This is a genomic window from Pseudobacteroides cellulosolvens ATCC 35603 = DSM 2933 (genome assembly GCF_001262605.1).
GTDB classification, from domain to species: domain Bacteria; phylum Bacillota; class Clostridia; order Acetivibrionales; family DSM-2933; genus Pseudobacteroides; species Pseudobacteroides cellulosolvens.
In genome coordinates this window covers 2,393,292-2,418,846 of record NZ_LGTC01000001.1, presented here as the reverse complement: position 1 = coordinate 2,418,846, position 25,555 = coordinate 2,393,292, and the positions used below count along the sequence as shown (strand labels likewise).

The 25,555-nt window shown below is 35.7% G+C and carries 15 protein-coding genes; 13 read left to right on the top strand and 2 right to left on the bottom strand.

The window, feature by feature from the left end:
* Positions 1-437 precede the first annotated feature (437 nt).
* The 3 genes from Bccel_RS09625 to cysK all read left to right on the top strand — a co-directional run bounded on the left by Bccel_RS09625 (position 438) and on the right by cysK (position 7,421).
* Positions 438-5,345, top strand: a complete 4,908-nt coding sequence (locus Bccel_RS09625) for an S-layer homology domain-containing protein (protein WP_050753328.1) — start codon at positions 438-440, stop codon at positions 5,343-5,345.
* Between the two features lie 191 nt (positions 5,346-5,536).
* Positions 5,537-6,328, top strand: a complete 792-nt coding sequence (locus Bccel_RS31405) for an SEC-C metal-binding domain-containing protein (RefSeq protein WP_036946874.1) — start codon at positions 5,537-5,539, stop codon at positions 6,326-6,328.
* 157 nt (positions 6,329-6,485) lie between these two features.
* The gene (gene cysK, locus Bccel_RS09615; protein WP_036946871.1) at positions 6,486-7,421 is read left to right on the top strand and encodes a cysteine synthase A; all 936 of its coding nucleotides are present in this window, start codon (positions 6,486-6,488) and stop codon (positions 7,419-7,421) included.
* A gap of 117 nt (positions 7,422-7,538) precedes the next feature.
* On the opposite strand, the gene Bccel_RS09610 is transcribed toward cysK, so the two are convergent.
* Positions 7,539-10,478, bottom strand: coding sequence for an N-acetylmuramoyl-L-alanine amidase (locus Bccel_RS09610; RefSeq protein ID WP_050753327.1), 2,940 nt, complete (start codon positions 10,476-10,478; stop codon positions 7,539-7,541).
* Positions 10,479-10,958: 480 nt separating this feature from the next.
* On the opposite strand from Bccel_RS09610, the gene Bccel_RS09605 reads away from it, so the two are divergent.
* The 8 genes from Bccel_RS09605 to Bccel_RS09570 all read left to right on the top strand — a co-directional run bounded on the left by Bccel_RS09605 (position 10,959) and on the right by Bccel_RS09570 (position 22,138).
* The gene (locus Bccel_RS09605; protein WP_036946868.1) at positions 10,959-11,720 is read left to right on the top strand and encodes a ClpP family protease; all 762 of its coding nucleotides are present in this window, start codon (positions 10,959-10,961) and stop codon (positions 11,718-11,720) included.
* The gene (locus tag Bccel_RS09600; RefSeq protein ID WP_036946865.1) at positions 11,717-11,944 is read left to right on the top strand and encodes a YlzJ-like family protein; all 228 of its coding nucleotides are present in this window, start codon (positions 11,717-11,719) and stop codon (positions 11,942-11,944) included. The genes Bccel_RS09605 and Bccel_RS09600 overlap by 4 nt, the downstream gene beginning before the upstream one ends.
* A gap of 127 nt (positions 11,945-12,071) precedes the next feature.
* The gene (locus Bccel_RS09595) at positions 12,072-14,483 is read left to right on the top strand and encodes a DNA translocase FtsK (RefSeq protein ID WP_036946862.1); all 2,412 of its coding nucleotides are present in this window, start codon (positions 12,072-12,074) and stop codon (positions 14,481-14,483) included.
* Positions 14,484-14,926: 443 nt separating this feature from the next.
* A complete protein-coding gene (locus Bccel_RS09590) occupies positions 14,927-16,306 on the top strand; it encodes an ABC transporter substrate-binding protein (RefSeq protein WP_036946859.1) in 1,380 nt (459 codons plus the stop codon).
* Positions 16,307-16,379: 73 nt separating this feature from the next.
* On the top strand, positions 16,380-17,291 hold the full coding sequence (locus Bccel_RS09585) for a carbohydrate ABC transporter permease (RefSeq protein WP_036946856.1): 912 nt from the start codon (positions 16,380-16,382) through the stop codon (positions 17,289-17,291).
* A gap of 12 nt (positions 17,292-17,303) precedes the next feature.
* Positions 17,304-18,200 carry a carbohydrate ABC transporter permease gene (locus Bccel_RS09580; protein ID WP_081927374.1) on the top strand — a complete coding sequence of 299 codons (897 nt, stop codon included), beginning with the start codon at positions 17,304-17,306 and terminating at the stop codon, positions 18,198-18,200.
* Positions 18,201-18,535: 335 nt separating this feature from the next.
* The gene (locus tag Bccel_RS09575; protein ID WP_036946853.1) at positions 18,536-20,971 is read left to right on the top strand and encodes a glycoside hydrolase family 94 protein; all 2,436 of its coding nucleotides are present in this window, start codon (positions 18,536-18,538) and stop codon (positions 20,969-20,971) included.
* A gap of 252 nt (positions 20,972-21,223) precedes the next feature.
* The gene (locus Bccel_RS09570) at positions 21,224-22,138 is read left to right on the top strand and encodes a hypothetical protein (protein ID WP_036946850.1); all 915 of its coding nucleotides are present in this window, start codon (positions 21,224-21,226) and stop codon (positions 22,136-22,138) included.
* 201 nt (positions 22,139-22,339) lie between these two features.
* On the opposite strand, the gene Bccel_RS09565 is transcribed toward Bccel_RS09570, so the two are convergent.
* On the bottom strand, positions 22,340-22,546 hold the full coding sequence (locus Bccel_RS09565; protein ID WP_036946847.1) for a PspC domain-containing protein: 207 nt from the start codon (positions 22,544-22,546) through the stop codon (positions 22,340-22,342).
* Between the two features lie 494 nt (positions 22,547-23,040).
* Here Bccel_RS09565 and Bccel_RS09560 point away from each other — a divergent pair, with 494 nt between their 5' ends.
* Together Bccel_RS09560 and Bccel_RS09555 are read left to right on the top strand one after the other, a co-directional pair.
* On the top strand, positions 23,041-24,966 hold the full coding sequence (locus tag Bccel_RS09560; RefSeq protein WP_081927372.1) for a glycoside hydrolase family 9 protein: 1,926 nt from the start codon (positions 23,041-23,043) through the stop codon (positions 24,964-24,966).
* A 154-nt stretch (positions 24,967-25,120) separates the two neighbouring features.
* Positions 25,121-25,537, top strand: a complete 417-nt coding sequence (locus Bccel_RS09555) for a hypothetical protein (RefSeq protein WP_050753326.1) — start codon at positions 25,121-25,123, stop codon at positions 25,535-25,537.
* The last annotated feature ends 18 nt before the right edge of the window (positions 25,538-25,555 follow it).

The window sequence follows — 25,555 nt, the reverse complement described above, 5'->3', positions numbered from 1 at the left end:
AAAGAAAAAGTCGATGCGGTTATAGCTGCATTGGCTTTTTTAATGTATAGGAGATTATTGTGCATTTTACACAGTTAAATCACTTCGTGGTTTTATTTTTAACCATTATAAATGAAATAATCGAAAAATATGTCAAATACCTAAAAATAAGTCATTCTAAAAAAATAAATTTGATGGTATCCTAAAGATATAATATATAAAATAATACATTTTTTAATAGACCTCAAGTCAGGCCTCTTCTATTATTTAGCAAATATACCTTTAGATTGTATATTTAACACTTATTATAGTATAATGGTTAATAAGTATTGACTGGAATTAATTAAATTCCTAATAGAAGGATATTTATTATTTTATGTTTTATACTACATAAAAAATTAATTAATTTTTATAATTTTTATATAAATTTATTTATTTATTTCCTAGGGGGTAATTAAATGAAAAAGATTGTTTCCATTTTAATATCGCTTATTATGGTAGTACAGAGTATTGGCTTACTTAACGTAAATGCGGCAGATATTAATATGCGAAAATCACTTGAGATAAGTAAAACATCAGTTCCGCCTAAAATAGACGGAAAGATAGATGAAAGCGTTTGGAAAGAAAAAGTTAGTGCTCAGGTTGATTCCTGCTATTTAGGGAGCGGCTTTAACGGAACAGAGGCTAAATTCGGAATGCTGTGGGACAACACTTACCTTTATATAGCTGTTGATGTTAAAGAAGAAGACGCAGACTTTGTTCATGATTTTAATGGTAATTGGGATGAACAGGATAATATAACAATGTTCTTCGATCCTACAACCCATCAGTCTTCGCCTCATATATCCAGTGATATGGAGGCAAGCTTTGCATATAGGCCAAATAGCAATACTCCCGGATTCAGTTTTGGTTCTTCCCAAAATCATGTCGGAAAGGATGAAAAGAAGATTCTTCGTTCTATAAATACATATGGCGAAGGATGGATATGTGAAGCTGCAATTCCTTGGGACATGCTTTCCTTTGATCCATATTTGAAAAAATCATTGGGGTTTGAATTAAGCATTACTGATAAGGATTCGGATGGTTCAAAAGTTTCTCAAGCATGGAGTGCATATAAACAAGGCTTTTGGAATGATACCAGCGAATATGGAACTATAATTCTATCTGATAATATTGTAAAGGATGATTCTTTTAACAGTATTTTGCTGGAGGAGAATTTTGAAGGTTATAGTACAGGAGATATACCAATGGGTTGGATATCAGATGCTAACGAAGGAAGCCCTTCCATTAGTGTTGGAAAATTTTTATGGGATGGGGATGAGAATAATTCGTTGGTTTTCGACGGATCAGGTTCAGGAAAACAGGCTAGAATAACAGCACCTGTGCAATGGGATAACTACACAATAGAGGCAGATGTTTGTTTTGATGCGGTGATGGATAATAATCGGTGGGCATCTATTATGTTTCGAGTACCTTCAAATGGCAAAAATCCATACAATGAGGCATCAATAAGAAAGTCGGGAGTTTGGGAAATATCCTATAGGGATTTGGATAACAAATGGTCAATACCTTTTATAGGAAATTGGAATAAAGGTATTCTTGAATTTAACAAATCATATACGATGAAAGTGCGTGTATTTGATCAAAATATCAAGGAATATATTAAGGCTAGTGGAGATTTACATTTTGATTTGTTAGCGGACAAGACACTTGATGAAAATATTTTGGAAAGGGGTAAGGTTGGCTTTGAAGCTGACCAGTGCAAGGTAGCCTTTGACAATGTTAAGGTTACCAGACTTTCTGTTACCGACATAAATACCGATATACCTTCTTCTATGGAAGCGTTATCAAGCCCTATAATTCCAACTTTTACTGCTGACTTTTCCGATGGAGTGACTAAAGAATCTGTTTCATCTGAAAAAGTCAAACTGTACTCTTCTAATGAAAAGGTTCTTAGGGTAGATGATGGCAAAATATATCCTTTAAAAGCCGGAAGATGCAATATAAAGATTATCTACTATAATGTAGAGAAGGATATAGACATTAATGTAGTTCCTTCTGCGACAGAAGTAAGGCCTGTTTCCATTTCCCATGATAAAGGATATATTCTGGCAACCAAAAATGAAATAAAATTGTCCGATATAAAATTTATTGAGAAAATGAGTAATAATACTTCCAGAGAAGTAACAGGAGAAAAGTGTCAGTGGTCATTTGACAACCCCAATATAGCACAGTACATTAATGGTGGTATTCAAATTGTTGAGACAGGAAATACAACAGCTACAGTAACCAAGGATGGTATTTCCACAAAAGTGTTGTTATTTACAAGGAAAAGCTTTGAAGAAAGTTTTGTGTTATATGAAGAAAAATTCGACATGCTGCCTGAGGGGACTATACCTTATGGATGGACAAGGAAGAAAGGAACCTCTGCATCAAAAATAGGAGTAAAAAATGGGGCGTTTGAGATAGATGCAAGAACATCTCATGATAATCCTGCAGGAATACTATTACCAGAATATTTGGCCAATTTTGGCAATTACTCCATTGAGGCAGATATAACCAATCTGACCTCAAGTGATGAAGATAACTGGAATTCTATTATTTACCGTGTTCAAAATAATGATTATCCATATTATCAAATGACTGTAAGAAAGGATGCAACAGTTAAGAATGGGGTTGAATTTGCTGAATATACAGGTGCTGATAAATGGAAAGTTAAAAAGAATGCCTTTTTTACAGAAGCTATAAATGAAAACAAAATGTATCATTATACTATAAAAGCTTATTCAAATAGAATACAGGAATGGATAAACAATATACCTTTAATCGAAACAGACCAGGCAGTTAGTTATCTTGAGGGCGGAATAGGATTACAGGCTAAAGGAAGCAAGATGAGGATAGATAATTTAAAAATTACCTTATTGGAAGAACAAATGCCTGGAATGATACGGAATGAAGATAATTATTCGAGAGTTGTTGAGGCTGATACAAAAATTGCTATGGCTCCTACAATAGTAAGTGAGATTAACAGTAGGGAGGATTTTGACAGGATAGTATCCAATGGACTTGCAGCTACAGCTATTCTTTCAATTAATAACAACCTTGAAGTTTTGGAAAACAATTCAAACAGTGTTATAGGAACTGTAAGCACAATGTATGAGGCTATGAAATCCAGGGTGATACCTGCATTCAGAGTTAATGATGCAGATTCAGCAAAAGCCATTGCAGAGTTCTTGAAAAATAATATGATAGAAGATGCTTTTGTCGTATCAAAGAATCCGGCCCTTGTAAAACAAGCAAGAGAAATATATACATTTGTAAGGGGAATTGTTGAATTCGACAATTTGTCTTCTAGTGCCAGTACCGATGAGCTTATGAATGTTATGAATACTGTAAATAGGAGCCTTTCAAAGGTAGCAGTTATCCCGGAAGATGGAGCAACAAGGTATAATATTAAGTTTCTTCAACAGAGACTAATTACAGTATGGCCCAAGGAGACAATATCGGATAATTCATCGCTGGATATAAAGCTTGTAGCACTTCACAACATTATCACAGCAGGAGCGAACGGTATTGTAACCGGTTCACCTGAGTTGGCAAGACAAGCATTGGCTCTTTACAACCATGACACAACTATTGTGAGAAGGCCGTTTCTAATAGGGCATAGAGGGGTTCCAAAGCTTGCACCTGAAAATACAATAGAAGGTTGTGAACTTGCTTTTCAGTTAGGAGCAGATACTATTGAAAATGACATCTTTCCGACAAAGGTTGGTGAAGATGGGAATCAGCATTTAGTTATTATGCATGATGAAACCATTAACCGTACAACAAACGGGTCAGGTAAAGTATTTGACAAAACGCTTGAAGAGCTTTCAACGTATTTTGTAAATAAACAGTTTCCTATAAAATACCCGACGGCAAAAATTCCGACACTTGACCAGTATTTTGAGAAGTTTACAGGAAAAGATCAGGTTATTTTTGTTGAAATAAAAGGTAGTGATCCGGTTACTGTAGGCTTATATAATGATTTAGTCAGGAAGACAGGATATGATTCACATTTGGTCACAATTTCTTTTAAAGAGGATCAGCTAAAGAGGATGAAAGAAATAATGCCTGGAATGTCATTGGGATTTCTTTATAGCGGTTCTTTAAGCTCTCTGGATGTCTATGGGTCACTAAGATCTGCATTATTTCAGGCTCAGGCATTGAATTCAAGCTTCATGCCAAAGTATTCTTATATTAGCAAAGAATTTTTGGAAATAAGCAAGCATAGAGGAATGGTTATATGTCCATGGACTTTTATTGATAAGGCGACAATTAAAAAGTACTTCAAAATGGGTATTTGCAGCATGACAACAAATTGTGCCCAGTTTTTTTCCAATTGGGCTGCAGAAATAACTTCCGAACAAAGTCAGTATGTCATTAAAAATGGTGAATCTATATCATTAAAGGCAGATGTGAAAACCTATAAAGGTGAAGTGAAGGAGGTTGTTCCTGAGATTATAGTGTTAACAGGCGGAGATAAGCTACATGTTAATAGGAATAAAATCACAGCTCAAAAACAGGGTGATGCATATGTGACTCTTCGCTATAGTGCAAAGCTTTCAGATGCAGCTGGAGACACTTATGATCTATATACCCAGCCTGTAAAAATACAGATCCAAAACGATGCGACCATTGAAACAACCACTCCGACAGTAAATGCAGAACCAACACCGGAGTCAACAGCAGAAATGGCATCGGTACAGGAATCAACAGCACCTATAGTAACATATACTCCGGCACCTGCAGTTAAAGTGGAACCTACACCTAACATCCCATCAGCAGATTATTCTAAGGAAATAAAAGGACATTGGGCTGAACAATCAGTTAATGATCTATCAGTGAAGGGATTTATATCAGGTTATAAAGATGGTACCATTAAGCTGAATAAATTGATTACAAGAGAGGAATTTATAAAGTTACTTCTAACAGCGGCAGGTTATGAACCCAGTAAAGAGAAGAAATCGTCTTTTGCTGATAATGATAAGATTTCCAAGTGGGCTTTAGGTTATATTATTAAAGCTTCAGAAATGGGAATAATAAATGGTTATAAAAATAATAAAATCATGCCGAAGGCATATGTGACGCGTGCGGAAATGGCAGTAATGGCAATGAAAGCTTTTGGTTATGAGAAATCAGCAAATACTTTGCCAGAATTTATAGATACTAAAAAAATACCTGCATGGGCTGCAGGATATATAAATAAGGCATATGAACTTGATATAATAAAGGGTTATAAAGGCTATGAAATAAGGCCTAATACTAAGTTGTCGAGAGCAGAAGCATTTGCAGTAATTGAAAGATGTATGGAGACTTATAAATAAGCTATTGAAGATAAATCGCATTAATTGTTTGTATATTTCATTCCTTAATTTGAATATATAAAATTAGTGCGATTTTTATGTCTATATTAAGAGATTGATATAGAATAAATAAGAAAAATCCGTTATTATATCAGTATATCTTAAAAGTGATTAATAAAAATTATATAGTATAAGTGTAGGGGGAATATAAAATGGGAATGTTAATTGGAAAGAACGACCTATGTCCATGCGGCAGCGGAAAAAAATATAAGAAATGTTGTGATGGAGATTTAGAGTACCTTGGTACAGAAAACTATGAAGGCAAACAGATAGTATATAATAAGACAAAGATAGAGTCCGGAAGGGAAAGGGTAAAAGAATTATTGGAAGAGCTTTTGGACAAGGAGACGAAGAAACCCTTGAATATTAGCATGGAAAATGGACTGACTCTTTTAAAGGATGTTTACCTAACATTTGATGATGCAATTGATGAATTTAAGAAATATAGTCCATGTGACAAGGGGTGTTGGCATTGCTGCTGTGCAATAGTAGAAACAGCTGTAATTGAAGCAGAAAATATTAGAAGGTATGTTAATGAAAATTTTGATGAAAATAAGGTTGGGCAGTTATCAGAAAAGGTAAAGAGTATATTAAAGTTTCAGCCAAGTTCTCTTCAGATGTCAAATGAACGTGTAAAAATGAGCTATCTCAAACAATCAATACCATGTCCATTCTTAGATAGCGATAATGGGTGTTCTATATACCCGGTAAGACCTATAACATGCAGAAAGCATATAGTATTTTCATCCAAGGATCTGTGTGTGAGTGGTGAAAGGGTATGCATGTACGAGAGCAGTTTAATTAATGATTCAATGATAAACATAGCTCAAATATCAGGTAATGTATATCGTGAAATGGTAATGAGCGGTGTCAGGGTACCTGTTGCCAAACCGCTGCCTTCATGGTTTGCTGACGGTTTTTCTTCTCTAAACTTGTTGATATAATATATTTTTTCTTTACCACATTTTTTCTGTAGCATATGTGGTGAAAGATATCATGGGAGTAGGGCTACACATTGACAATTCATGTTCAAAACATTAGAATTAATGTGACAAACAAAATCTATTTGAATAGTAGGAATAATTTTTGGAGGCGAATTAGATGTCAAAAATAGCTAAAAGCTTGACTGATCTTATTGGAAATACGCCGCTATTGGAGCTATCTAGCTATAATAAGCATAACAATCTTGAGGCGAGTATTATCGCAAAGCTTGAATACTTTAATCCTGCATCAAGTATTAAGGATAGAATTGGTTTTGCATTGATTAAGGATGCTGAGGATAAAGGACTTATAAATAAAGATACTGTTATAATAGAGCCCACAAGTGGAAACACAGGTATTGCCTTGGCATTTGTATCAGCAGCAAGGGGATACAAGCTTATACTTACTATGCCGGATACAATGAGTGTTGAAAGAAGAAACCTTTTAAAGGCACTTGGTGCTGAGTTGGTCCTTACACCTGGATCAGAGGGCATGAGTGGGGCAATAAAGAAGGCTGAAGATCTTGCAGCGGAAATACCAAATTCATATATTCCACAACAGTTCAAAAACCCTTCAAATCCAGCAATTCACAGAAGGACAACAGCTGAGGAAATATGGAGGGATACTGACGGGGAAGTTGATATATTTGTTGCAGGGGTAGGAACCGGTGGTACTATAACAGGTGTAGGTGAAGTTTTAAAACAGAGGAAGCCGGATTTGAAAATAATTGCCGTAGAACCATTTGATTCAGCAGTTTTGTCCGGTGGGAGCAAAGGTCTCCATAAGATACAAGGAATCGGTGCAGGCTTTGTCCCGGATGTTTTAAATTTTGAAGTTATTGACGAAATTATAAAGGTAAAGAGTGATGAGGCATTTGAAACAGCAAGAAAGCTATCTAAAGCTGAAGGCTTGCTGGTTGGCATATCTTCAGGTGCCGCTGTGTTTGCAGCAACTGAACTGGCAAAAAGACCTGAGAATAAAGGTAAAAAAATTGTTGTAGTGCTTCCTGATACAGGGGAAAGGTATTTATCTACAGCACTGTTCCAGGAAGATTAACTAAGTTTTTAATAAATAATTAACTGGTTAGGGACGCAAAAAGGCTTGCAGCATCAACTGCAAGCCTTTTTGAATATTAAGGCGATATGAGCATTATACAGATACCTAACTGTTAACCTATCTTGAAAAATACTCAACAATGGAATCTGCTATGGATTTTGCAAGAATCGTTTGTGCATAATCATCTATCAGCCATCCGAACTCTGTTGGGTTTGGCATAAATCCGCTTTCAATAAGGATAGATGGAGTCCATGTTCCTCTTGTCACATAAAAGTTATTCTTATGTAATCCTTTATCAACACGGCCCATTTTGTTCGTTGTGCCTTGCAACACAGTGTTCCCGAGAGGTTTGGCCAAATCTTCCCTGTAGAAGACCGAGAAGCCTTCAATTTTTGAAATATCTACATTATCTCCCATGCTGTTGGCATGTACCGAGATAAACATATCAGGCTTGGCAATTCTTGATGCAGTTAGCCTGTCATCAAGTGAAAGTGTTTTGTCGGTTGTCCTGGTTAATAGTACATTTGCACCTAGATTTTCCAGTTCGAGTTTTAATTTAAGTGATGATTGCAGATTAACAGCTTTCTCAGGGTATTTAAGTCCAAGAGGGCCTATTGCACCTGTTTCGCTTCCACCATGACCAGGATCAACCATTATTGTAAGACCTGTAAGGGGTTGACTGCCTTCAACTGCTTTAACAGGTTTTTTTACATGGATAACTATTGAATTTTGCTTCTTTTCCACATAATAACCTTCTATATATTTATCATCACTAAGCCGTAAGGAATATTCAGTGCCTATACTCTTTGAAGAAGCCTCAATAGAAGAAAAGAGTGAGTCTTGGGGAAGTATAGGCATAGATGCAGTGGATGATGCCGGTATGTTTATTTTTAAAGATAAACCGTCAAAGTTTGCATATGCTGCGGCGTTGGATTGCGTTTCCAGTTCTAGAAAATCCCATCTTACTCCCTGAGTGTATGTCAATTTGTTTACAGCAGGAAGTGTTGAAGTGGTGGATGTATAAGTGTTTATACTGCTGCTTTTAATCCATTGGCCAGAGGATAATCTAACAAAATTATCCCTAATTGCAGTAATACGATCAACCATTCCCTTATACAGTTCATAAGCTGCACCGTCTGAAGTATTAGTAGTTGCATAGGTATTTGCAATATCGGTTGTTACCTTTGCAAAAAATGGTGAGCCTTTCATTATTACTCCAACTTTTTCCGGTGCAGTTTGCGTCTTGGTTACTTTTTTATATGTCATGGTATAAACTGGGGCTCCCAAGTCAATATTTCTTGGAGTTCCGGAGTAGCTTGGGGCAGTAAACTCATATGTAAAGGTTGTTGCATATATACCGCTCCCACTTGTACTTACCGGTTTGGGTTTCATGGTGTATTTATTTCCGCCCAGCTTTACAGTAACGTTAGAACCCGCAGGTGCCTGACAGGATAATGTTATCTTCTCGCCAACCGATAAGAATACCTTGGACTTAGGGAAAACAGAAGAGGCCGGTATATTGGGTGAGCTCATTTTTGTGGGCTTTTGTACATTGTTTTGCCTGTATATCATCCTGGTTATATAAGAACCCTCCTGGGAAAGAGTCAATGCATTGGGACCTTCTGAAAGTGATACGATAGTACCAAAGTAGCCTTCATCGGAACGGGTTTTTATTTGATTCCCGTTTAAATAAAGAGGTTTATTCGGATCTGATGTACCATAAATATAGTACTTATCTAAAGAAGTATTAATATTTGATGCTGGATTTGCTACTGTTATAGGTACTTTGGTGCCAAGCTTGTCCCTTTTTTCATGTATTGCTTTAATTAAAGACGATAATGAAGGTGATTTGGCCATAGTACTATAATTAAAGAAAATATTTCCTTTAACTTCGGGAGTTTTTTCATTCAGCTTAAGCTGTTTTTCCATTTCAGAAGTTCCATGCCAGGGACTAGATTGATTAGGATTATTTGATAAATAACCTGCCTGACCGATATATAAATCTACTCTTGTTCCTTTAACAGTATTTTTCCACCAGGTTAGGAGCTTGGAATAATCAGCAAGATTAAAACCAATGTACCAGTAAAGTTGGGGCACAATGTAATCTATCATATTTTCCTTTACCCATTTTCTTGTGTCGGCATAATGACTGTAGTATGATTCTCCGCCATTGGTATCACTGCCAAGAGAATTTTTCTTTTTATTGGCCCAAATTCCGAATGGGCTAATACCGAAACGAATATCCTTATTTTTGGATTTAATTGCTTTTGACAGGTCATAAATGAGTTTGTTCACATTAGATCTTCGCCAATCGCCAATGTCTTTAAAGCCTGTACCGTATTTTTTGAAGGTTGTTTTGTCATTAAAATTGGTACCAGGATAAAAATAATCATCAAAATGAATTCCGTCAACCTGGTAATTGTCAATTATTTCAGTTACGCCATCTATAATCAGCTTGCGTACTTCGGGTATTCCGGGATCAAAATAATAGTTACCGTCATTATGTTTAACTACCCAATTTGGGTTTAGGCGTGCAGGGTTTGAAGGTGCTAAAGAATTAAGTGTATCTTTGGCATCAGCAGAGGATTTTTTTGTAACTCTATAAGGGTTTATCCATGCATGTAAAGTGAGGCCTCGCTTGTGTGCTTCTTCCACCCAAAACTTCAAAGGGTCAAAGGAATTGGCAGGCTTTAATCCTTGAGTTCCTGTCAGATATTTTGACCATGGAAAGTATTTTGATTGATAGAATGCATCTGAAGTAGGGCGTACCTGCAGAAATATGGCGTTAAGTCTTAAGTCTTTGGCATAATCCAATGCCTCTAAAGCTTCTTTCTTAAGTATCTCAGAGTCGGTAGTAGGTTTTTGCGGATAGTCAATATTCACCACAGTAGCAACCCATAAGCCCCTTAAGTCATTTGAAACAGCAACTTCAGCAACATCAGACGTAGCCGATAGAGTCAAATTAGTTATTGCAGTAACAGGAGACAGGGATGCAGAAGATGGTAACGATGTAGACAAGATGGTTACTATTAATAGAAGTTTGATAAAATTTTTCATATGTATCTCCCAATCTGTAATATTTTATTGATTAATTAATTTTATTTTAATTTCTACAGAGAATATTAAAAAACCTTTGGTAAAGAAATACTTAATAACTTTGTAACATTTTCGAGAATAAAAAGTTATAAATAAAAATTTAAAAAAAATTTTAAATTTAGTGTTAAGTTTTTTAAATCTATGTCGATAATTATTGTGAGTAAGAAAATTTACTCCCCTAATAGCCCTTTATGGGCTTTTTTTTTATGTCTAAAAAATTATGTTATTTACCCCGCAATCTGTTATAACATAATTAATGGTTGCAAAATGGTAAATAAATTTGGTCATCTTTATTCTACAATATCAAAAATAAAGCCACAATTAAAGAAAAATTTTATGAAAAGAATAATTTGCTGTCGCAAAATTACATATTTTACTTAGTTTTTTTTATTAAAATCATCCAATAATAATATTTATTATATATTATAAGGAAGTGTAAAAATGAATGAAGAAAGCAAGGTGACCTTTAGCAAACCGTTTAAATCTTTAGAGGCTGCAGAGGAACAAAGCATGAAAACTGAAAACATTGAAGCCTTAAAGGAAATGGGGACTACGCCGCTAGTTACCAACAAAGGGAATATCCACTGCCTTACTGTAATAGGGCAGATTGAAGGGCATATGGTACTGCCGCCGCAAAACAAGACCACAAAATATGAGCATGTAATTCCTCAGTTGGTTGCAATTGAGGAAAACCCTGAAATTGATGGGCTTTTGTTGATTTTAAACACAGTTGGTGGAGATGTGGAAGCAGGGCTTGCCATAGCTGAAATGATAGCAAGTATGTCCAAGCCTACTGTCTCTTTGGTATTAGGAGGAGGACATAGCATCGGGGTTCCCATGGCTGTTTCCACAACCCATTCCTTTATTGCACCTTCTGCAACAATGACTATTCACCCAATAAGGCTAAATGGGATGATAATAGGAGTTCCGCAAGCATATGAATATTTTGACAAGATGCAGGAGAGGGTTGTTCAATTTGTATCAAAAAACTCAAAAATAACAAGGGAAAAATTTAAAGAATTAATGCTAAAGACTGGTGAACTGGCAAATGATGTGGGGACTGTGTTGTTTGGGGAGGAAGCTGTTAAAAATGGAATTATAGACGATTTGGGAGGACTTTCAGAAGCCTTAAGTAAGCTGTATGAGTTTATTGCTATGAAAAAGGATAACGCTAGCAATAATGACAGGGGAACCCTCCAATGATTTTATATACCATAATACCTGATGAATCCATTTTTAATAATAATTCCTTTAATAGCAGTAATCAGGCTTCAGATAATTTAGCCACTATGGAGATAAATTACATGGGCGAGAAAGTGGAGGTATTTAAAAACAGCAGTAATAAATATGTAGTAGGAAGGGTGTTAAGCACTTCCTTATCTGCATATTTGAATCCGAAACTTCAGCCAGGCACCGAAATAGAATAATTCATAAAATTGACAACATTTATTGTCACTTATTTCACTATAGAAAAGATAATAAAAATGTGTTATATTAAAAACGAAGTTAGTAATTGTATTACTAACTTTTTTCGATGTTTTTGGGGGTGCAAAAGTGAAGGTAAAAAGAATACAAAAGAAGAAAAATAAGAAAAATGAAAATGGAATACTGAGGTACAATCATGAAATAATTGGTCTAATTCTGTTAACTCTAGGTGTCCTTGCTTTTATAGGAATGATTAATAGCGATCTTATTGGGGCATTTGGAAATCTGTCAAAAAGTGTTCTTTTAGGTTTTATGGGAATACCTGCATATGTCATTCCTCCGATGCTTATAGTATATTCAGCTTTTATGATTTTTAAGAAGAATGATACTCTTAATCAAAAATATTTACATATCATAATAGTGTTGTTAATGTTATCTTCAATTATTAGTACAGGCTTTTACAGTTCTAACTACGATAAACAAATATTTACTAATCAGGGATTTATAGGTCATCTTTTTGTGTTTTACGATCTAGGCAATGAATTTAGCGGCGGAGGAATACTAGGGGGTATTATAAGTACGCCCCTTATATCAATTTTCCGCCCAGTAGGGACACTTATAATTTTAACTTCATTTTCCATTATAATGCTTATCCGCCTTACAAATATTTCATTAGCAAGCTTCTTGAAAGGAGTAAAAAACAAAAGCACCGAACTGAAAGTCATTAAAGGTGCCGGCAATGCTGTTAGAAATACTTTTAGGGGCAGCGTGGCAGATGAGGATGGTCTTGTCCCAAAAAGAAAATTCAAGCTGATTAACTTCAACACAGACAGTGATGATGTAGAGGAGTCGGCTTTAAACACCAATCAGAAGAAAAATCCTAAGGAAATCAAGAATGAGAGGAATAATGAATTTGACATTTCTGTTGAAGGCGATGTTCAACCCAATTCGGGAGAAATCAGTCTTGAGGCTATTATGGATGAAGATGTAGAATTCATAATGAAGGATGTAAAAAAGAAGAAGAAAATTGATGTGGAAAGCTTAAAAAATGATGTTGACAAGGAAATATCATTACAGGAAATGGTTGGTGCCAGTTATAATTTTCCTCCCCTTGAGCTTTTAAATGATAATGATCAGGAAATCAGCGACATAAAGACATTAAAGAATACGGCAATGGAAGTGGCCAAAAAGCTTGAGGAAACTTTAAAAAGCTTTGGTGTTGATGTTAAAGTGATTAATATAAGCAGAGGACCTGCGGTTACTAGATATGAGCTGCAGCCGAGTCCTGGTGTTAAGGTCAGCAAAATTGTCAACCTTGCCGATGATATATCATTAAACCTTGCTGCTTCTGGTGTAAGGATAGAAGCACCGATTCCGGGAAAGGCAGCAATTGGTATAGAAGTACCCAATAAAGAAGTTATTCCCGTTTTTTTGAAAGAAGTTGTAGAGTCTAGAGAATTCCAGGGGTTTCCTTCCAAACTTGCTTTTTCCATCGGCAAGGATATATCGGGAAATACTATTGTGGGAGATATAGGTAAAATGCCCCATATGCTCATTGCAGGTTCTACAGGATCAGGTAAGAGCGTATGTATTAACAGTATAATTGTTAGTATCTTGTATAAATCCTCTCCTGATGATGTAAAGCTGTTAATGGTTGACCCTAAGGTTGTTGAGCTTGGTATTTACAATGGAATACCCCATCTGCTGATTCCTGTTGTTACTGATGCCAAGAAAGCGGCTGGAGCACTTAATTGGGCTGTGCAGGAAATGGTTAACAGGTACAAGCTTTTTGCAGAAAAGGGAGTAAGAGATATTAAAGGTTATAATTCCGTAGTTGAGGAGGATGGCCAGCAAAAGCGACTGCCTCAAGTTGTTATCATAATTGATGAGTTGGCAGACCTTATGATGGTTGCTCCAAATGAGGTGGAAGATGCCATATGCAGGCTTGCACAAATGGCCAGAGCTGCGGGAATGCATCTTGTAATAGCGACTCAAAGACCTTCCGTAGATGTTATTACCGGGGTAATAAAAGCTAATATACCGTCAAGGATAGCCTTTGCAGTAAGTTCTCAGGTAGATTCAAGAACTATACTTGATATGGCTGGTGCGGAAAAGCTTTTAGGAAGAGGGGACATGCTGTTTTATCCTGTTGGAGAGCCAAAGCCTATTAGAGTAAAAGGTACATTCGTATCAGATAAAGAAGTTGAAAGGGTTGTTGAGTTTATAAAGACACAGGGTGAAGTGGAATATAATAATGACCTTATTGATGAGATTAGTAATCTTAACACTAATGAAGAGGAAAGCGACCCTGGAGATAACGACAGTTTGCTTCCACAGGCCACAGAGCTTGTAGTAGAAGCAGGTATGGCATCTGTCTCTCTTATACAGAGAAAGTTTAAGGTGGGATATGCTAGGGCTGCCAGAATTGTTGATCAAATGGAAGCTAGAGGTATTGTAGGTAAATTTGAGGGCAGCAAGCCCAGACAAGTCCTAATATCAAGACAGCAGTGGCAAGAACTACAAATGAGTGAAAACAAATAGTATACATGCCATTTTTTTGAATATATTTTAATTATCATTTTTAAAATAAAAAGGCTTTATTGTTACAAAATTTTGTTGTATAATTGATAAGTCGCGATTTGATAGATGTTAGTTTATAGATAGAGAGAATAAAGCAGTATAATTATCTTATATTATTTGTATTTAATTAAAAGATTTAAGCCAAATCCATTTAAAATTGTGTATAATATTGCATAAAAATTGACTGAATTACCAGCGTTTTTTATAACGGTTTGCACAAAATTATTCACTTGACATATTGGTTATCCAGAATTAATATATAACTTAGGAACAGCTATTTTGGATTACTCCTCAAATATAAGACATGACTAGGTTTTGATATTATTTCATGGAGGTTTGGTACCGAGCCTTTTCTCCATGAGCTGATATAAATATATAGAATACATAAGGAGGACAGTTATTTAATGAAAAAGTACAAAAAGCTTTTGGCAGTTGTGGCTTGTGTATCATTGATGGTTTCTATGTTTGCAGCATGTGGCGAAAATATGGATCCTGCTTCTTCAACAGAACCATCTTCATCTACAGAAGCGTCAGCAGCTCCTTCTGCAGAAGCTAGTGCTTCGGTTTCTGAGGCACCCGTGGATAGAACGGCATTAAAAGGTGAAATAACATTTTGGCACTTTAATAAAGATGAAGGGCCAAATATTGTAAAATCATTTAATGCTGCTTATCCAAACATTAAAGTCAACATTTCAATCGTACCCGACAAGGATCAACAGTATCAGAACAAAATCACTTCTGCAGTAAGAGCTGGTTCAGGCGTACCTGATGTGTTTCCGGCAGAGTCAGCATTTGTAAAGAGATTTGTTGAAATGCCTGAGGCATATGCGGATCTGACTGAAAGAGCGAAGGATATCATTGGAAATATGATACCTTATACGGTAGCAGTTGGGACTGATGCAAATGCTCGTTTAAAAGCATTATCACACCAGGCAGCAGCTGGCGCTGTAGCTTACAAGAAGGGTGCAGCTAAACAATATCTCGGTACAGATGACCCATCAGCTATAGCTGATATGATTTCAACACCTGAAAAAATGCTTGAGACAGCAAGGACTTTGAAAGATAAGAGTGCTGGTAAAGTATCTTTGTTTCCGACTTTCGAAGAACCACAAAAAATGTATATCGGTGGTCGGGGCCAAGGTTGGGTTGTTGATAACAAACTTACAATCGATCAGAAAATGTTAGACTTCATTGATTTTGCAAAAAAGCTTAGAGACAACAAATACGAAGCTGCATTTGACCAATGGTCACCAGCATGGTCAGCTGCTATTGCGTCAGATGATAAAGCTTTGGCGTGGGCTTGCCCTACATGGGGGGTTCCGTGGATTGTTGGATCAAACGACAAGAACGCTACAGGAGGAAACAGATGGGGGATAGTGAAGCCGCCATTTACATACTTCTGGGGGGGGACTTGGTTCGGAATTTATAGCAAGTCAGAAAAACAAGAACTTGCATGGGAATTCTTAAAGTACTTTACAGCTGATAACGATGCAATGAAGAAATGGGCGTTAGAAAATCAGGACTTCCCGAATAACCTTATGGTAATTTCTCAGGGGGCTGGAGAAATTAGTAAGATTATGGGCGTTGATCTGTTTAAGTTCTATGAACCATTTATTAAAGACATCAATGGTAACATTCTTACAAAATATGACGACACCATTGAGAATGCATTTGTTGACACTATGAGATCATATCTTGCCGGTAAGATAAGTACTAAGGAGGATATGCTCAAGACATTCAAGGATAAGGTTAAGACTAACTTGAAGGACATAACTGTCGAGTAATTTTCAATTCCTGCCCTGTGAACCTTTAATGGTTGCCAGGGACAACTCAATTAAATATTTTAGGAGGGGAACTTTGTTAAATAAATTAAGAGCAGGAGATAAATACGGTCAATACGGCTATATTTTTATTGCCCCTTTTTTCGCGGTACTAGCTGTTTTTACCTTGTTTCCTATGTTTTACACCTTATGGCTAAGCTTCAATTCGTGGGATGGAGGTACTGTTGCACCTAAGTTTGTCGGCTTTGACAATTTTACTGAATTGCTTAAGGATAGTACCTTTAGACAGTGTTTGGCAAATACCGTTATTATTTGGTTAGGAAACGTTATACCGCAGATGATTTTTGCTATAGGCCTTGCATCAATATTGACAGACAGAAAAGCACAAATAAAAGCCGCAGGTTTCTTCAGAGCTATCTTTTACTTACCAAATCTTGTAACTATGGCATCAGTTGGTTTGCTATTCTATTACATTCTTGATTGGCAGGCAGGTTCATTAAATATGCTTCTTATGAAGCTAAACGTTTTGTCTGAGCCATTCTATTGGCTTCAGGATGTAACTGCTACAAGAGGAGCTATTTCCTTTACGTTGTGGTGGATGTGGTTCGGTTATAGTATGATCATATTCATGGCCGGTATTAAAGCTATTCCTGATGATTTGTATGAAGCTGCAGATGTTGATGGTGCTAACAGGTGGCAGACATTCAGACATATCACTATACCAGGTATAAAAGGAAGTATTATGTATAATATTGTTACATCAGTCATAGGTGGTTTGACAATATTCGATATTCCTTACGTTTTGACAAACGGTGTTGGTGCACCGTTGGATAAAGCTTACACTTTGGTTATGTATATGTACAATATGACTATCAAGAACATGAATTACGGTTATGGTGCAACAATTTATGCTGGTATGTTTGTCATAGTAGTAATCTGTGTTGCAATTACCTTTAAGCTTCTTGACAAAAATTTAGCTAATAATTAAGGGGTGGATATAATGAGCTATAGTGCGAACTATAGTGGTGCTACTGCAAAGAACTTAAACAGTAATTTTTATACTGTTAAGAAAAAGGGTAGATTCAGCATTGGAAAGACTATATTGTATATATTCTTGACAGCTTTGGGTGTAATATGCTTTCTTCCTTTTTACTTCATGATTATAAACTGTACTCATTCAAGTGTTGATATTGCCCAGAAACTCTTGCTGATACCTGGACTTGAATTTCTGGAAAACTATAAAAGAATGACGTTACTGGTTCCTATATGGACTGGTATGTTTAACAGTATTATGATTGCGGTAAGTGCTACTGTATTATCAGGATATTTCGGTGCGTTGACTTCCTTTGGTTTTGCAAAATATAAATTTAAAGGAAAAGAGTTTTTATTTGCTCTTGTATTAGGATCGTTGATCGTTCCTCAGCAGATAGCATTAGCTGGTATAAGTGAGGTAATGTATTCACTTAACCTTATGAATAATAGACTTGCATTAGTAATACCTGCAATTGCAAATCCTGCAATGGTATTCTTTACACGTTATTATATACAGGGTACTGTTTCCGATTCAATATTGGAATCTGCCAGAATGGATGGTTGTTCGGAGTTTAGGATATTTAACAGCATAGTAATTCCTATGATTATACCTTCATTGGCTACTATGTCAATATTTACTTTTGTAGGCTCATGGAACAGTTACTTGCTGCCGTTGTTCATTTTGAATACACAGGAAAAGTTTACAATGCCTCTTATGGCAGCACTCGCTAAGGGTGTTTATCAGAACGACTACGGTGCAGTTTATTCTGCCATTGCAATGTCAATGCTGCCTATTATAATCGTGTTCTCATTCTGTTCTAAATATATAATAAGCGGATTAACTGCTGGAGCTGTAAAAGAATAATTATAGAATATTTATTTATTTTAAGTTGCTTAAAAACTAAATAAATTTTGAATATAAGGCTGTTATAAGGTTTTAACATTAAATTACACCCTATAATGGTCTTTTTGTAGGTACAAGTTTGTAGACAGTTTAGAGATTTTATAATAAGTAATGGCTAAGAAATAACATCCGATTCTCATCATCCAAAACTCCGTTAAATCGTCGGGATTTTGTCCTTGAGAATACGAAGTTATTTCTAAGGCATTCCTAAGTGATTCCATAAAATTTTATTGACAGCACATTTAAATAGTGTAGCTTTTAGGTGTGTCTTTAAATACTCGAAAGGAGCTTATAAAATGAAGTTTGGATACTTTGATGATAAAAGCAGGGAATATGTTATAAACACTCCGAAAACTCCATATCCCTGGATAAATTACCTTGGCAGTGATGATATGTTTGGTCTTGTTTCAAATACAGCAGGAGGTTACTGCTTTTACAAGGATGCAAGACTTAGAAGAATAACAAGATACAGATATAACAACATTCCACTTGATAATGGCGGAAGATATTTCTACATTAAAGATGGAAATGAATATTACTCACCAAGCTGGATGCCTGTTAAAAAGGATCTTGACAGCTATGAATGCAGACATGGTCTCGGCTATACAAAGATTAAGGGTGTTAAGAACAACCTTCAGACTGAAATTACTTATACCATTCCTCTTGGTGATAATGTTGAGATACACAGAGTATCCTTAAAGAATACAGGAAGCAGTGCAAAAGAAGTTTCACTATTTTCATTCATAGAATTCTGTCTTTATAATGCTTATGATGATATGACAAACTACCAAAGAACTTACAGCATTGGAGCTGTTGAAGTAGATGGAAGCGTTATTTATCATAAGACAGACTACAGGGAAAGACGTAATCATTTTGCATTTTATAGTGTAAATACTCCTATTGACGGATTTGATACTGACAGAGACACATTCTTGGGTCAGTTCGGCGGATTGCATGAACCTGAGGTTGTTGCTGAAGGTAAATCTAGAAATTCAGTAGCTACAGGATGGAACCCTATTGCATCACATGGTCTGAATGTAAAGCTTGCTCCAAATGAAGAAAAAGTATTTGTTTTTGTTTTAGGCTATGTTGAAAACAAGGAAGAGGAAAAATGGGTTTCAAAGGGAGTAATTAATAAATCTAAAGCAGTGGCTTTAATTGAAAAGTATAAGGACAACAATGCAGTTGAAAAGGCATTAGCAGATTTGGCAAAACATTGGGATAATTTATTGTCAAAATACTCAGTTGAAAGTGATGATGAGAAGTTAAACAGAATGGTTAACATATGGAACCCATACCAGTGTATGACAACATTTAACATGTCAAGAAGTGCTTCTTTCTTTGAAACAGGTATAGGTAGAGGTATGGGCTTTAGAGATTCCAACCAGGATCTTCTCGGATTTGTTCACCAGATACCACATAAAGCAAAACAAAGAATACTTGACATTGCTGCTACACAGTTTGAGGATGGTAGTGCATATCACCAGTACCAGCCTCTTACTAAAAAGGGTAATAATGAAATCGGTTCAGGATTTAATGATGATCCATTGTGGTTAATTCTGGCTACTACAGCTTATATAAAGGAAACCGGCGATATTTCAATATTGGATGAGCAGGTTCCATATGATTGCAATCCAAATAACACAGGTACATTACTTGAACATCTTGAAAAATCATTCACTTATACATTAAATAATTTAGGACCTCACGGATTGCCGCTTATCGGTAGAGCAGACTGGAATGATTGCTTGAACCTCAACTGCTTCTCAACTAATCCTGATGAATCCTTCCAGACTTGCCAGAACAAGCAGGGAAGAACTGCAGAGTCAGTGTTTATAGGTGGTATGTTCGTTTATATAGGAAAAGAGTATGCACAGCTCTTTGATAAATTGGGCAATAAGGAAAAGAGTCAGAGCATCATGAATGAAGTTCAAAAGATGAAAGACTGTGTAGAAACTCACGGGTATGATAAGGATTGGTTCCTACGTGCTTATGACTTCTACGGCAACAAAGTTGGTAGTGATGAGAATGAAGAGGGTAAAATCTTTATTGAGCCGCAGGGCTTCTGCGTAATGGCAGGAATCGGTGTTGAAAGCGGTAAAGCTTTAAGGGCTATGGAATCTGTAGATAAGTACCTCAACACAAAGTATGGTTGTGTGTTGCAGAATCCGGCATACAGTGAGTATCATGTAAATCTTGGAGAAATTTCTTCATATCCTCCAGGTTATAAGGAAAATGCAGGTATATTCTGCCACAATAATCCATGGATAATGATTGCTGAAACAGTTTTAGGCAGAGGAGAAAAAGCTTTTGAATACTATTCAAAGATTGCTCCTGCTTACATTGAAGATATCAGCGAAATTCACAAGATGGAGCCATATGTTTATGCTCAGATGATTGCAGGTAAGGATGCTGTTAAGCCTGGGGAAGCAAAGAACTCATGGCTTACAGGAACAGCTGCATGGAACTACGAAGCTATAACAAAATGGATATTGGGTGTAAGACCTGACTATGATGGAATTGTTGTTGATCCATGCGTTCCTAAGGATTGGGATAACATCAAAATAAAGAGGGTTTTCAGAGAAACAGTATATAATATTACAATAAAGAACCCTAATAAAATTAATAAAGGTGTTAAGAAGGTTATAATTGATGGAGTTGAAAAGGAAGGTAACTTTATTCCTCACATACAGGATAAGGGAACTCACAATGTTGAAGTAATAATGGGATAATCATTGATCCTTCAACTTTTAAGAATTTATAAAGGTAAATTAGTGTCTTAAGAATTATGGTGTATATTGCACCATAATTTGCTTAAGACAAATGTAATAGATCTATAACTTTTAATATAGATTGATAAAATCGCAAGCGATTTTTAAAAAACACTTTAGACCTTTATAGCTGAACTTCTTACTTTACGTTGGGAATAGCAGCTTAAACAGGCTTAAAGTGTTTTGTGATATTTCTTATAAAGAAGGTGTAATATGAATAAAGTAAAGATAAGTGAAATTAAATATTTTGATTTTGGAAAATGCATTGAAATATCCAATAATGAGGTAAATCTTGTTGTAACGCTGGACTGCGGCCCAAGAATTATAAGATTCGGTTTTATTGGAGGGGAAAACCAGTTTTGTGAGAAAGCTGATATTACTTTAGATACCAAGTTTGGAACTTGGAGGATTATGGGTGGACACAGACTTTGGCACAGCCCTGAAAATGTGCCGAGAACATATATAGCAGATAATAATCCTGTGAAATATGAGATTGTTGAAAATGGGGTACATGTTACTCAAGAGATTGAACCATGGACGCAAATACAGAAAGAGATGGTTATAACTCTTGACCCCAATGAGAATAGAGTTAAAATAGAACATAAATTAACAAATTTTAATGCATGGCCAGTGGAACTGTCAACCTGGAGTGTAACTGTTATGGAACCTGGTGGTAAGGAAATCATACCCCTTACAAAAAGTAGTACAGGGAGTTTACCAAATAGATCAATTGTTTTATGGCCATATACCCGCTTTAACGATGAGCGTGTTTCATGGTTGGATCAATATGTAGTTTTGGATGTAAAGCCTGCAAAAGATGAGTCATTCAAAATGGGAACAAATAATGAGGAAGGCTGGGCAGCTTATATTAGAAACGACAGTCTTTTTATAAAAAGATCAGACTATATAGCCGGTATGATTTATCCTGATTCGGGTGCTTCCTATGAAACTTATACCAATGGCAAGCTTGTTGAGATGGAAATATTAAGTCCATTGGAAAAGTTGGAAGTAGAAGGCTCATCTACCCTTATAGAAACATGGGAGCTTAAAAAAGGCATATCAATTAAAGAGTTTACCGAAAAAAATATAGAAGATTTGGTTTCAAAGCATATTTTAAGTAATGACTAAAGTACTGCATAAAGGGCATTTCAGAAAGCGGAATTGATGGTATGATTTAGGACATTTCAAAAATACATTATTCAAGTATTTTTTGTGTAATATGATTCATTCAGCTTTTTGAAATGCCTCATTGGCAAGTTAATTACTTGTTAATTCTTATATAATAATTAAAAGTGATTTGTTTCTATGAAATGCCCTTTCCTTAACCTACTACCAAATTTTATCGGATGATAAATGTTTTCTTGGAATAATTAACCATGCTGCTAAGTAGAATAGTATGGAAAGTCCGGCAAACAAGGTAAGTATTACCCAAATCAATCTGACCAGAGTTGAATCCATTCCAAAGTATTCAGCTAATCCACCGCAAACCCCTGCTAATTTTTTATCATTATCCGAAAGATATAATTTGTTATTCATAATAATCAAGTCCTCCATAAAATTATTTTTACATTGTGTTTATATTAAAGAATACGTAGATAATAAAATTATGTCTGATAATTTTAATTAAAAATTAAAAAATTATAAAAAATGATAAAATGTATTAAAATAATTAATTTGATACCTTTAAATGCTACAGTTTCTCACAATAAGGAAATCTAGATTATGCTTTATCATTTTGTATAAAGTAATTGTTAAACAAATTGTTGTTTCGTGTAATATCTTGTTGCTTGAATAACAAATTTATAGCGGAAGTATTTTTTGATCATGCTAATGCAGGTAATTTTAAATAATTGGTTATTTATGATAAAATAAAATAGAGGGGCTTGCCTTTTATACATAATTAAATTATAGATTAATCATTAATCACTTTAACTATAGATAGAAAAATAAGAGCAAGACTCAAAAATTACTGGATTAATGACCAGTTAATTATTTGTTAATACTTAATTTTATTTTGGGAGGAGATTAACATGAAAAGAACAGGCAAATGCTTAAGAAAGGCAAGTGTATTCTTACTGATGCTGACGTTAATCATATCTGCTTTGCCTAATAGGATGCAGGTATTTGCGGAAAGCTTCGACTATGCAACGGCACTTAAATATGCTATTGAGTTTTATGATGCAAACAAGTGTGGTAAGGAAGCTGTCGATGATAATGTTTTTGAGTGGAGGAAAGGCCCCTGTCATATTACAGATGGTGTGGATGTAGGCCTTGATTTGACAGGTGGATATCATGATGCAGGAGACCATGTTAAATTCGGTTTGCCTCAAGGGTATGCCGCATCAGTCCTTGGATGGTCCATTTATGAGTTCAGGGATGTGTTTGACGCAACAGGAAATACTGAAAAAATGCTTTCACAACTAAAATATTTTACAGATTATTTTTTAAGGTGCCACCCAAATCCTACTACTTTTTATTATCAATTGGGAGATGGAATTATAGACCACCAGTATTGGGGAGCTCCGGAGCTTCAGACCGGTGACAGGCCTGCTCTTTATGTGGCTAACCCATCTAATCCTGCAACTGATATTGTAGGAGAAACTGTTGCAGCATTGGCACTTATGTATTTAAACTATAAAAGTATAGATTCTGCATATGCAGATAAATGCCTGAAAGCTGCAAAGGAGCTTTACCAACTTTGCAAGGCATCACCTAAAATAGGGGATTACCAATTCTTTTACCAGTCTACAAGCATGTATGATGATTTAGCATGGGGTGCGATATGGCTCTATGTGGCAGAAAAGAACGAGCAGTATATGACTGAAGCAAAAGATTATGCCCTCCAAAAGAATATTAACCAGGAAGATCCATTAAAAAATAAATGGACCATGTGCTGGGATAACATGTATCTTGCAGCTCATCTGAAGATTGCAGAGCTGACAGGAGATACTACTTTTAAAACTTCGGTCCAGTCAAATCTCGATTACTGGATAAATACACTGGATAAGACACCAGCAGGACTTAGGGTACTTCACTACTGGGGGGTTTTAAGATATGCCGCTGCGGAATCAATGGTTGCCTTTTTATTCAACAGGGTATCACCAAACCAGAAATACCTGGATTTTGCTCAGTCACAGATGGATTATATCCTTGGTAAGAATCCTGCCAATATGTCTTATGAAGTGGGTTTTGGAACAAAGTGGTCCTCATTTGTCCACCATAGGGCTGCACAGGGGGGGCAGGGATATGAAAACAACGCAGATAAGACTCCTGCAAAATATGTATTAAGGGGTGCTTTGATTGGAGGTCCCGATAAAACCGATACTTTTAAAGAGAGTGTTGATGAGTATCAATATACTGAGGTGGCAATAGATTATAATGCAGCATTTGTCGGTGCGTTAGCCGGGATGGCAAAGCATTTCGGAGCACAGGTAAGTATTAGGCCAACACCGACTCCAGTAGTTACTCCTACATCATCTAATCAAAATGATTATAAGATTACCGGATACATATCACCTGATTTTTCAGTTCCAAGCCAATATGCAGCATATATAAAGGGCGGCTTTAAGGTTGAGGTTAAAGATGCAGATGTCGAGGCTATTACAGACTCGAATGGTTTCTTTGAGATTTCCGGCGTTTCGGGAAGTCTATCGGGACATACTTTAATTATAAGCAAGAAGAATTATTTAAAAAGAGAAATCTCCAAGGTTGTGGTAAATGGTAATGTTCAATTATCAACAAGTACCAGTCCTATATTGATGTGGATTGGAGACACTAACGGTGATGGTGCAATAAATATGTCTGATATCATGGCGTATGCACTGGTTTTTAATAGTACGTCCGGAGACGGAAAATACAAACAGGATTTGGACGTGAACCAGGATGGAGCAATAAATATGAGTGACATAATTAATGTAGCAAAGCATTTTAGTGCATCTGTCATAAGTTATAGCTAAGCAATGACTTAGAAATTAATTTGCCTTATGTGTTGATGAGTTAAGTCAACACATAAGCAAAATTTATAGCGAAAGTTAATTCTTAGTTATTACTAATCATATATAAAATCAACTAATATATTTAGTAATATTTTAAGGAAAGGATTAAGTATCAATGGGAAGATATGACGAATTTTTATATCAACTAATCAAAAAAGGTATCAGAAGCTCATTTGAAAGAATGCCAAAAGATGAAATTAATGTAATTACAAAAGAGCACCCTGGTGTTCCGGCAGATTATATTGAATATTTAGAAGAGATTGGTTATGGTGATATCGGAGACAATTACTTTATGCTTTATGGAGGATTAGTACAGGCATCAGAGATTTATGAAGAATCAAAAGCGGAAAAATTAAAGGATATAGTATTTTTGGGTGACTATTATAATGGTCACAGTATAGGTTTTTCAAAAAAAGGTGAGTGGGAAATGGTAGAAGTTGACGATAAACATAATATAACATTTCTTAATACATCATTTGAATCTTTTATAAAAAATAAACTGGATGAGTTTTTAGGAATGTTAAGCTATTAATTTTTGCATTTATTTGTG

What these genes read in the sequence shown, in the direction of transcription:
- Bccel_RS09575 (WP_036946853.1), top strand. Translation starts at nt 18,536, where the DNA reads ATGAAGTTTGGATACTTTGATGATAAAAGCAGGGAATATGTTATAAAC.
- Bccel_RS09590 (WP_036946859.1), top strand. Translation starts at nt 14,927, where the DNA reads ATGAAAAAGTACAAAAAGCTTTTGGCAGTTGTGGCTTGTGTATCATTG.
- Bccel_RS09600 (WP_036946865.1), top strand. Translation starts at nt 11,717, where the DNA reads ATGATTTTATATACCATAATACCTGATGAATCCATTTTTAATAATAAT.
- Bccel_RS09560 (WP_081927372.1), top strand. Translation starts at nt 23,041, where the DNA reads ATGAAAAGAACAGGCAAATGCTTAAGAAAGGCAAGTGTATTCTTACTG.
- Bccel_RS09625 (WP_050753328.1), top strand. Translation starts at nt 438, where the DNA reads ATGAAAAAGATTGTTTCCATTTTAATATCGCTTATTATGGTAGTACAG.
- Bccel_RS09565 (WP_036946847.1), bottom strand. Translation starts at nt 22,546, where the DNA reads ATGAATAACAAATTATATCTTTCGGATAATGATAAAAAATTAGCAGGG.
- Bccel_RS09555 (WP_050753326.1), top strand. Translation starts at nt 25,121, where the DNA reads ATGGGAAGATATGACGAATTTTTATATCAACTAATCAAAAAAGGTATC.
- Bccel_RS31405 (WP_036946874.1), top strand. Translation starts at nt 5,537, where the DNA reads ATGGGAATGTTAATTGGAAAGAACGACCTATGTCCATGCGGCAGCGGA.
- Bccel_RS09610 (WP_050753327.1), bottom strand. Translation starts at nt 10,478, where the DNA reads ATGAAAAATTTTATCAAACTTCTATTAATAGTAACCATCTTGTCTACA.
- Bccel_RS09580 (WP_081927374.1), top strand. Translation starts at nt 17,304, where the DNA reads ATGAGCTATAGTGCGAACTATAGTGGTGCTACTGCAAAGAACTTAAAC.
- Bccel_RS09570 (WP_036946850.1), top strand. Translation starts at nt 21,224, where the DNA reads ATGAATAAAGTAAAGATAAGTGAAATTAAATATTTTGATTTTGGAAAA.
- Bccel_RS09605 (WP_036946868.1), top strand. Translation starts at nt 10,959, where the DNA reads ATGAATGAAGAAAGCAAGGTGACCTTTAGCAAACCGTTTAAATCTTTA.
- cysK (WP_036946871.1), top strand. Translation starts at nt 6,486, where the DNA reads ATGTCAAAAATAGCTAAAAGCTTGACTGATCTTATTGGAAATACGCCG.